Origin of the sequence: Sodalis sp. dw_96 (assembly GCF_018449575.1) — a bacterium.
In the GTDB taxonomy this organism is placed as follows: domain Bacteria; phylum Pseudomonadota; class Gammaproteobacteria; order Enterobacterales; family Enterobacteriaceae; genus Acerihabitans.
The window spans coordinates 70,584-80,876 of record NZ_JAAVUT010000023.1; the positions used below are offsets into that span (position 1 = coordinate 70,584).

General features: G+C 47.5%; 7 protein-coding genes. 3 read left to right on the plus strand and 4 right to left on the minus strand.

All coding sequences use genetic code 11. From position 1 onward, the window contains the following. Positions 1-318: 318 nt before the first annotated feature. From polA to HB631_RS23110, 4 genes are all read right to left on the minus strand, one after another. On the minus strand, positions 319-3,108 hold the full coding sequence (gene polA, locus HB631_RS23095) for a DNA polymerase I (RefSeq protein WP_213993526.1): 2,790 nt from the start codon (positions 3,106-3,108) through the stop codon (positions 319-321). 493 nt (positions 3,109-3,601) lie between these two features. Next, complete coding sequence (gene dsbA, locus HB631_RS23100; RefSeq protein WP_213993527.1) at positions 3,602-4,231, minus strand: thiol:disulfide interchange protein DsbA; 630 nt, start codon at positions 4,229-4,231, stop codon at positions 3,602-3,604. 19 nt (positions 4,232-4,250) lie between these two features. Continuing rightward, a complete protein-coding gene (locus HB631_RS23105; RefSeq protein ID WP_213993528.1) occupies positions 4,251-5,237 on the minus strand; it encodes a serine/threonine protein kinase in 987 nt (328 codons plus the stop codon). A 72-nt stretch (positions 5,238-5,309) separates the two neighbouring features. Continuing rightward, positions 5,310-5,579: a YihD family protein gene (locus tag HB631_RS23110; RefSeq protein WP_213993529.1), complete on the minus strand. Its 270-nt coding sequence runs from the start codon at positions 5,577-5,579 to the stop codon at positions 5,310-5,312. A gap of 294 nt (positions 5,580-5,873) precedes the next feature. Here HB631_RS23110 and mobA point away from each other — a divergent pair, with 294 nt between their 5' ends. The 3 genes from mobA to HB631_RS23125 all read left to right on the plus strand — a co-directional run bounded on the left by mobA (position 5,874) and on the right by HB631_RS23125 (position 9,745). Next, on the plus strand, positions 5,874-6,446 hold the full coding sequence (gene mobA, locus HB631_RS23115) for a molybdenum cofactor guanylyltransferase MobA (protein WP_213993535.1): 573 nt from the start codon (positions 5,874-5,876) through the stop codon (positions 6,444-6,446). Between the two features lie 22 nt (positions 6,447-6,468). Continuing rightward, positions 6,469-6,987: a molybdopterin-guanine dinucleotide biosynthesis protein MobB gene (gene mobB / locus HB631_RS23120; protein WP_213993530.1), complete on the plus strand. Its 519-nt coding sequence runs from the start codon at positions 6,469-6,471 to the stop codon at positions 6,985-6,987. A gap of 607 nt (positions 6,988-7,594) precedes the next feature. Further along, positions 7,595-9,745 carry an inverse autotransporter beta domain-containing protein gene (locus HB631_RS23125; protein WP_213993531.1) on the plus strand — a complete coding sequence of 717 codons (2,151 nt, stop codon included), beginning with the start codon at positions 7,595-7,597 and terminating at the stop codon, positions 9,743-9,745. Positions 9,746-10,293 lie beyond the last annotated feature (548 nt).

The following is a 10,293-nucleotide window of genomic DNA, read 5'->3' on the forward strand; positions in this document are numbered from 1 at the left end:
GCGGTTCAACAAACCGGGGGGTATTTTAGGCCGCCCGGCTCTGGGGCGACGCTTTATTGCGCCCAATAAAAAACGCCCCAGCCAATAATGACTGGGGCGGCTAATATTTAGCCAAATCCGATTACGTGAAGTAAAAGGTCTGAAAGATAGAACATCTTACCTCTGTACCCTACGACTCTAACTTTACATCATTTTTTGTCAGGGCAAAAGAATTTTTTGTTGTTAAATTTCATTAATTGCTATTGCTAACGCGATTATAACCCTTCAAATCACATTTTTGTGTAGCTTAATTACAAAAAAAGCTTATTGATTCGCCACTTAGTGAGCTTGATCCCAATTCTCGCCAATACCCACATCTACCTGCAACGGTACGTCCAGGGCGTAGCATCCTTCCATTAAAGACTTGATTTGCGCCGACGCCGACTCGGACATATCCCGTTGTATTTCAAAAACCAGTTCATCATGCACCTGCATAATCATACGCACCGGCGGCTGCTCTTTTTGCAGCCAGGCATCTATGGAAATCATCGCTCGTTTGATGATATCGGCGGCGGTGCCTTGCATGGGCGCATTAATCGCCGCCCGTTCGGCCCCTTTCTTGCGCGCGCCATTGCGGGAATGAATGTCCGGCAAGTAGAGACGGCGTCCGTCCAGGGTGGAAACATAGCCCTGTTCCGTGGCTTGCTTGCGGGTACGCTCCATATAGGCCAACACGCCGGGGTAACGCTCAAAATAAAGATTCATGTATTTCTGCGCTTCGGCGCGGGGCACCGAAAGCTGACGCGCCAGTCCAAAAGCGCTCATGCCGTAGATCAGGCCGAAGTTAATCGCTTTGGCGCTGCGCCGCTGTTCTTGCGTTACTTTCTCCAGGGACTGGCCGAACACCTCGGCGGCGGTAGCCCGATGAATATCCCTGCCTTCCGCGAACGCCTTCAGCAAGCCCGCATCCCGCGACAGATGGGCCATAATACGCAACTCGATTTGCGAGTAGTCCGCCGCTACGATGACCGATCCCTTCGGTGCGATAAACGCTTGCCGGATACGTCGGCCTTCATCATTACGCACCGGAATGTTTTGCAGGTTGGGATCGCTGGAAGAAAGCCGGCCGGTAGCGGTAATCGCCTGGTGATACGAGGTATGCACCCGTTTTGTCAACGGGTTGATCATCAACGGCAGCTTATCGGTGTAGGTGGATTTTAATTTCGCCAAACCACGGTGTTCCAGAATCAGCTTCGGCAGCGGGTAATCCAGCGCCAGCTCCGCCAACACCTCTTCACCGGTGGACGGGGCGCCGCCGGGGGTCTTTTTCAGGATAGGCAGCTTTTGCTTGTCGTAAAGGATCGCCTGCAGCTGTTTGGTGGAAGAGAGATTAAAGGGCTCTCCCGCCAGGATATGGGCCTCACTCTCCAGCTCCCCCAGCCGCTTGGTCAATTCCACCGAATGGGCCGCCAGGATGTTTTCGTCAATCAACACGCCGGTGCGTTCTATGCGGGACAACACCGGCACCAGCGGCATCTCGATTTCTTCAAAGACCTTTCTCAGGCCGCTGTCCTGCTCGATTTGCGGCCAGAATTTTTCATGCAGCCGCCAGGTGACATCCGCATCCTCCGCTGCATAAGGCGCCGCCTGTTCCATCGCGATTTGATTAAAGGTTAGCTGGTTTTTACCTTTACCGGCAATATCCTCGAACCCCACCGTTGTATGCTGCAAGTAACGATCCGCCAGACTGTCCATATCGTGACGCCCCGATACGCTGTTAAGCACATAGGACTCCAGCATGGTATCAAAAGCGATGCCGGCCAGTTCAATGTTATAACGTTTTAACACGCCGCGATCGAATTTCAGGTTTTGACCGACTTTGCGCAGATGAGGGTCCTCTAGCAGCGGTTTAAGCCGGGCCAATACCTCGTCAAGTTTCAGCTGGTCGGGGGCATCCAGATAATCGTGCCCCACCGGCAGGTAAGCCGCATCACCTGGCGCGGTGGCGAAAGAGAGCCCCACCAGGTTAGCCGACAGCGTATCGAGACTGTCGGTTTCGGTATCGAAGGCAAACAGGCCGGCTTGTTTGATTTTATCCAACCATTGTTCCAGGCTCGCCATGGTCTCTATGACCTGGTAACCGGCCTGGGATAGTTGCTCCGAGGGAATATCCGCGTCACGGGTCACCGGGGCATTAAACGCGGTTCTAGGCGCGACATCCGGTGTTTTACGTCCCTGTAGCCACTTGCCGTCTTGGACGTCAGCCAGCCAGCGTTTGAATTCGTATTTTTTGAATAGCTGTTGCAATACAGCCGCATCGGGTTCGCCAACCGTCAATTGATCGAAAGGCAAATCCAGCGGCACATCGGTCTTGATGGTGGCCAATTGATAAGAGAGATAGGCCAGCTCTTTATTTTGTTCCAGTTTGGGCGCCATGCTTTTCGCGCCACGGAACGACAATTGGCCTACCCCGTTCAAATCGCCATAGATATTGTCCAGACTACCCATTCCCTGCAATAACGCCTGGGCGGTCTTTTCACCCACGCCGGGAACGCCGGGAATATTATCCGAACTGTCCCCCATCAGTGCCAGGTAGTCGATAATCCGCTCCGGCGGAACACCGAACTTCACCTGCACCTCCTCCGGCCCGAGAATGGTGTTGGACATGGTATTGATCAGGGTAATCATCGGCGTCACCAGCTGCGCCATATCCTTGTCACCGGTACTGATCAGGACTTCGCGTCCGGCGCGCTCAGCTTCCAGCGCCAGTGTGCCGATAACATCGTCCGCCTCGACGCCGGATACCGCCAATAACGGCAGCCCCATAGCTTTAACCATATTGTGCAGAGGTTCGATTTGGCTGCGCAGATCGTCCGGCATCGGCGGTCGGTGGGATTTATAATGCTCGAACAGCTCATCGCGGAAAGTTTTGCCTTTAGCATCAAATACCACCGCCACATGACTGGGACGATATTGCGTCAGCAGGCTGCGCAGCATGTTTAAAACGCCGTACATGGCGCCGGTGGGTTCGCCCGCACTATTGGTCAACGGCGGGAAGGCATGATAAGCGCGGTAAAGATAGGAGGAGCCGTCCACCAAAATCAAGGGGTTGTCAGCGATATGGGCCATAGCGTATTTCGTTCTTTTTGGTCGAAAGACATAGGGTATAGCATGCCATAGCTGGCCGCCAGAGACGAACGTTAGCGTAGCATAAGGCCGATAAAAATACTGAAGCTACCCCAGGATCCCAGTGATCATGCTGTGGATAACTTTGTGAGTAAAAAGATTTTTAAAGATTTATATATTCTTTGATGTGCAACGGATTATAAAAAAAGTCATAAAAAACATTCAATTAGCGAGTTACATTTGCTAATTGCTTATATTACCTAGCTATTCCCGGTTTGTGGATATTAACTTAACCTTTCCCAAGCTGTTTATTGATTGTTAAACTTAAGCTTGAAAAGAATATACATAAAAATCATTATTCGACAGGCCGATTTCGGAAATAACTTACTGAAGGCAAGCGCGACAATAGAAAAAAACCGCACCGCCGGAAGGAAGCCCAATTGTCTGCCATCCAGGGTGCGGTTCACATGACCGCCTAGTAATACGGGTGATTATGTTATTGCTGCGTCAGCAAAAATTTCACCACATCTGCGAACTGTTTAACATAGATGTCCATGGAAGAGGTATCCAGGCCGTCGTTTTTGACCATATATTTCCCATTAACAAATATGGCGGGTACCCCACGCAATTGCAGATCGGCTGCCGCTTTTTCCTCTTGTACCACTAATGATTTGACTACAAAACTATTTAAAGCGGAATCATATTCCTCACCACTCACGCCTGCTTTGATAAATACATCGCGAATATCGGCCGGTGACTGAACGGTCTGGGTTTTCTGTACGGCTTCAAACATCAGGGGACTGACCTTATCCTCAACGCCCAAGGCCATGGCCACAGCCCAGGCCTGGGTTAATTCCTTGCCCAAAGGACCAAGGAAATCAACATGATATTTGGTCATTTTAGTGCCGGCCGGCAGTGCTTGCCGCACGCTGGCGGAGATATGGTAAGTTTGTTCGAATTCGTAGCAATGCGGACAATAAAAAGAGAAAAATTCCAAAACCTGGGGTTCGCCGGTCACTGGCTTGTCAAGCTGGACATATTGCTGACCTTCCGTAAATTGCGCAGCGGATACACTGAATGCTAAAACCATTAGAATACCCATTAACGCAAACCAAATTTTTTTCATATAAATGTTCTCTCTAAGTTTAATACGAAGGCATAAGCTGTAACGGTGGCTCCCGTAATAGCTTTACTTGTTCTGTAAAGATCACGGTTTGTTGCTCCCAAAATCCGGCGTCCACCATCCAGGGGAAACTATGGGGGAATGCCGGATCGCCCCATCGCCGGCTGATCCAGGCCAAATAATAGATCATGCGCATTGCGCGCAGCGGCTCCATCAAAGCCAATTCTCGCGGATTAAAATCCATGAACTCCTGATAGGCGTCAAGTAAAAGTGACAATTGGTATTGCTGTTCCGTACGATCGCCATTGAGCAGCATCCAAAGGTCCTGCACGGCCGGACCGTTACGGGCATCATCCAAATCAACAAACATCGGTCCGTCGCGCCACAAAATATTGCTGGCATGCAAATCGCCGTGCAAACGCAACGGGTGCCAGTCTTCAGTCCAATATAACTTCACTTCGGCAATCAACAGGTCAACCGCCCGCAAAAACGCTTCTTTCTGTTTGCCTGCGATAAGGGTGCTCTGCTCCAGCTCGCGCCGCGGTTCATACAAATATTCTTCCAGCGAAATAGTGGGTCTGAAAGAGAAGCATTTTTCACCGTTGTGACGATGTATCCGGCCGATAAAGCGGCCCACCCACTCCAACTGTTCGTCGTTATCCTGCTCAAATTGCCGACCGCCGACGCTTGGGAATACCGCAAAACGGAAACCCTCATGATTTAGCAATGTCGAGCCGTTGATGCGCATCGGCGGGACCACCGGAATTTCCGCTTCGTCCAAGCCAAGGGACAACTCATGCTCTTCCAGGATTTGCTCGGCGGACCAGCGTTCGGGACGATAAAATTTCACCACGTAACGTTTTCTGTCTTCATCCAGAAACTGATAAACACGGTTTTCGTAGCTATTGAGGGCGGTTAAACCGGAATCAATACGCAAGCCGACACTTTCCAGGGCATCCATAATCAATTCCGGCATCAACGTCTTGAAATTAAATGCTGTTATGTTCATAAAACGTTTCTATTTTAAGCCAGTAATGGACACGGAAGATCAACCGGAAGACCCTCTTTCTGCAAGCAAAATCTACTCTTTGATTATGCCGCGGGCCCGCAGGATGGCAGTTTTAAAGTCTTCTTCATAATCCTTCTGCAAACCGGGAATCATCTCAGCCTTGTCCGCGTCCCGCATTTTCAGATGATAAATCAACGTATCGTCGGTGATTTGCGTCAAATCGCCCTGGAAACCGGCCTCGTCAGCCAGTTTCTGCAAAAACTCCAGCAGATTGAGATCGGATTCTTTTCTCCAAGCGGGATGAAGAAGCTCGATAAGTTCGTCAACGCGATGATATTTCATAATTCAATCCTCCTGATGCTGTCGGTCATAATGTAGCAAGATCCGCCGGGGGGGATAAACATCAATGTTAAGTAACTCTAGAAACATTGTATCTTAATATGTGGGCGACCAGCATACAGCATTTGGCTAACAGCGATTCCTTCCTTAGGGAAAACGCGGCAATGTGGCGCTGATATTAAAATTAACTGTATAAAAGACGTAAACCTCTAACAGGTAAACGCAACTTTTTTCAAAGCTGGTATCTTTATGAAGAGACAGCCAAACAATAAGCGATCTCTGCGGGGGTTAGCCATCATAAGCACATCAATAACCGGCGTCATTCTGGCGGGGGGACGTTCGAGCCGTATGGGCGGTGAAGATAAGGGGCTGATATTGCTCAACCAGCGTCCTCTTTACCGCCACGTCTTGGACCTTCTGGCCAAACAGGTTGCGACTGTGCTTATCAATACCAATCGCCATCTAGACCAATACCGGCAAAGCGGCCTGCCGGTTATCACCGACACGCTGCCCGATTTCCAAGGTCCGTTGGCCGGCATGCTGGCGGGATTAAAAGCCGCCGGCACCCCATGGGTGGTATTTGTCCCCTGCGATGTGCCGGTTTTTCCGGTTGATTTGGTTACGCGTTTATGGGAAGGGAAACAAAATGCCGATGCCGCTTTCGCCCATTCCGGCGAGCGTGATCATCCGGCTTTCGCGCTCGTTAACCGCTCTTTGATCCCCGCGTTGGAAAGTTTTTTATCCCGAGGAGAGCGCAGGGTCATGTTGTTTTTCATGCAGGTTAATGCCGCGAGGGTTGTTTTTCCGGCTCGGCACCCCGCCTTTATCAACCTGAATACGCCGCGGGATATAACCGACTGGCGACAGTAACCGTCCATTGAGGATAAACATCATGGAAAAATCGCATCCGCCGCTGTTGGCGATTACCGCATTTAGCGGGACAGGTAAAACCACATTATTAAAACAGCTCATCCCTTTGCTCAATCAGGTAGGCGTTCGGGTCGGGCTCATCAAACATACCCACCACAAGGTCGATGTGGACACCCCTGGGAAAGACAGCTATGAATTGCGTAAAGCGGGCGCACGGCAAACCATGGTGGCCAGTGACGCTCGTTGGGCACTGATGACCGAAAATCAGGATAATGAAATGCCAACCCTTTCATGGCTGGCGGCACAAATGGACCCGCGGTTAGTGGACCTTATCCTGGTGGAAGGCTTTAAAAATGAGCCGGTGCCCAAAATCGCCCTGTTCCGCTCGGATACCGGCAAGGACTGGCGCCCGTTGATTGATGAATACGTCATCGCGGTGGCCGGGGATGTAAAAGTGGATATGACATTGCCGGTGTTGGATATTAACCAGCCGGAAAGCATAGCCGCATTTATCAGTGAATGGTTGGTTGATAACCGATAGGATCTTGATACCGTTCAACTATGTAACCTCACTGGATGCGAAGGTCCAGCTTCATAAGATCCTGACTCACCCCTTTTAAAACCGCTTCCCTTCAATTAAGCGTTTACCTTACGCGAATAAGCAGGAATATAATTCCCTAATTTGATAGTCTTTCCCCTATATCGAAAGACAAAACTTTCAGGATAAAAAAGCCGTCCAGAATTAAACGAACAAATGTGATCCAGGCATTACTATTATTGTTTTTTTGAATAGTAACTTTACCCATCGTGCAATATTATGCTATTTATTTCCCGCTTTAAAAAGTATGAGCGCAGTCAATGATATAATTTTATATTTAAATATAACCACTTAAAATAATTCATCTGGAGCATTATCGGCTAATAAATTACGTTACTACTTAATCTTTTAATGTGTTTAATTATTTTATAATTGAATTAATTCTTCTACTTTTTTGATTGAAGGTATTCCCATGCATCTCTTTAACTAAAGCCATATCATTACTTTTAGCTTTTACTCCAACACCTAGTACACAAACTTTCCCAAATCTAAACAAAGATAATACTGAATAGATATGATCGCTTTCAAATGGTACGTCACTGTAATAAGCATGGCCGCTTTGCTGGTTGGCTGCTTATCTACGGAAAAGAAAAAAAAACTTGATAAAAACTCAGTCGCTACAAATTTAACACAGGATAGAAATTCATCAAATCCTTATCAAAAAACATCTAACGCCAATCCTAGAAGAAAACACCACAAGGAATTAGCGGAGGATAACGAAGTAACAATCCTTCACCAAAGGCATAATAATCAGTCTTCAGAGGGTTTATCTTCTCACGAATCAGAGGATATGCAGGGTTCGGCAGCAGTTAATTTTCCATTGTTAGCTAAATCACTAAAAACTGCTTCTTTTGATTTCCTGCTACCTTTGAATATAGACAACAATAATTTAGTCTTTAGCCAGGTCGGAGCGCGTCGCTACGAAGGGAAAAATATCATCAATTTTGGCGTCGGACAGCGTCACTTCTTCGACAAATGGATGCTGGGTTATAATTCTTTTTATGATAGACAGATTTCAGGAAACCAGCATCAGCGATTAAGTGTCGGATTGGAGTTATGGAAGGATTACTTTAAATTTTCGTCTAATAGTTATCACCGAATTTCGGGATGGAAACCTTCAGCCCATTCCGACCAAACTGATGAACGCGTGGCCAACGGCTATGATCTGCGCTTGGAGGCGGCTTTACCCAGCTATCCCCAACTATCAGGAAAACTTAAATATGAACAGTACTTTGGCAATCAGGTAGCGACGATAAATCGTCATGAACTTTACGATAATCCATCGGCTTTTACGCTAGGCATGTCTTATACCCCTTTCCCGTTGGTATCCCTTGGATTAGAGCATTCACGTTGGAACAACGGTAATACCGACAATAAACTGAATTTATCTTTCAACTATCAAATTAACGTCCCGCTATCAAAGCAGCTTGATTCAAGAATGATGCCTCAATTCAGAACATTATCAACGCAACGTTTGGACTTGGTCGATAGAAACCATAACATCGTCCTTGAGCATAAAGATAATAAAATCAGAGATGAGATCAAACTCGCACTTCCAACTGAATTCAGGGGCTTTGAAGGAGAAAGAAAACAGGTTATTTTATCAGTAACATCAAAATACGAAATAGAGCATATCCAATGGAATGCTACTAATTTTATATCCAGTGGCGGGAAAATCATAAAAAATTCCCCTATAGATTACCAAATACAGTTACCGAAATTTTCCAACCAGAGCATTAATCAGTTTGTCATCATAGCCACTGCTTATGATAAAAAAGGCAACGCATCTAATCCCAGCCAAATGACAATCTATAATGAGCGCTATGCTCCCGCCCAGCTCGAAAAAAACATTTCCTCATCGCTACCATTAAATGAGAATGTTACAAAGGAACAATTAGCAGATCCTATCGATATTCTTGAGAAAGACGAGGTTGATGAGAAAAAATTGAAGTTTGATAAATACGATAGCCATAATCCCACCCCGGATGAAGTTTCAATTGATACTGATGATACCTCTGAGTGGTCCTCCGGCGTTGAAAACGACGATCACACTTATGATTCCGTGCATGAAACTGTAATGGATGAAGTTTCAATTGATACTGGTGACACCTCTGAGTGGCCCTCCGACGTTGAAAACGACGATCACACTTATGATTCCGTGCATAAAACTGTAATGGATGAAGATGGCGATTCTAACAAGACTTCCCATGCTAAATTAGATGATGATAATCCTAGCTCAGAAGAATCCAATGCCGAAAACGCCTATGATTCCGACTATATTGGTAGCGAAGATGAGAATAACAATTCCAAACCCTTATTAACCTCGTCCTTTACCGAGGAGGACAAGTTTAAGCTAAACGACACTTTAAAAAATATGTCTGAAGAAGCACAAAAGACCTTAGCTGATAAGCTCAGTGAATCCCTGAAAAGCAGAGAAAAAACTAATATCCAAGATGATATAGATTATGGTTATGATGAAAATTTGATTGAAATGAATATTGATACCAACGTAGAGCCAGAGTCACCCCCACAGGTGACTTCCGGGCAACAAAAGAAATCAACGGTCATTCAAAATGATATATCGGAAATCAAAGGTCAAACATTGATGGAAGAGTTGAAAACGCGGATGGAAAAAAGAAGGGTTGCCATGGCCACAGAGGAGAGTTCTAAGAACGACTCTGACCAATCATGGAATGAATAGATCCTTTTGTTAAGTCCTCATTATTTTTGTACCTTTTCCCAAATCAATATCTTCCTAAGATGCGGCTCATATACCCGATGGAATTAAGGACAAAGAGGCTACGAAGAAATCTTTGATGTAACTGCACTTACGCAGTTGATGCCCGCTTGCGCAGGTCCCTTACGGCTGTCGCAGGCGGCCCCATTGAACCGGCTCTGCTGGTTGCTCTACTCTCCGCGCGACCTTCCTGCTTATACCTGTCGACTCTACGTGACGGCGTTCCGTGCAAGTATCGGGCTTTGACGATATGCGCCACCTTACCGCGCCGTCACGCCTAAGTCGCTTCCTGTTCGTTAGGCCAGCATTTTGCCTTCGGCTTCCTTGAGATCCCGCCTCGCGATGGGCACCCTTTTGCCGTTCAGCCAGCACTTCCCCTTGCCGGGTGTGCAGAGGACTTTCACCTCCAAGTCGCCCCTTGACCTCCACGATCCAGAGGGACAGCGCCCGTCAAGGCGCTACGGGCCGTCGCCTGCGGCTTCGTTCAACCGGCAAAGCCGGTTGTCCTACTC

Bases quoted from the DNA above. Each gene is read 5' to 3' on its own strand.
- HB631_RS23110 (WP_213993529.1), bottom strand. From the start codon at position 5,579: ATGAAATATCATCGCGTTGACGAACTTATCGAGCTTCTTCATCCCGCT.
- mobB (WP_213993530.1), top strand. From the start codon at position 6,469: ATGGAAAAATCGCATCCGCCGCTGTTGGCGATTACCGCATTTAGCGGG.
- polA (WP_213993526.1), bottom strand. From the start codon at position 3,108: ATGGCCCATATCGCTGACAACCCCTTGATTTTGGTGGACGGCTCCTCC.
- HB631_RS23105 (WP_213993528.1), bottom strand. From the start codon at position 5,237: ATGAACATAACAGCATTTAATTTCAAGACGTTGATGCCGGAATTGATT.
- dsbA (WP_213993527.1), bottom strand. From the start codon at position 4,231: ATGAAAAAAATTTGGTTTGCGTTAATGGGTATTCTAATGGTTTTAGCA.
- HB631_RS23125 (WP_213993531.1), top strand. From the start codon at position 7,595: ATGGCCGCTTTGCTGGTTGGCTGCTTATCTACGGAAAAGAAAAAAAAA.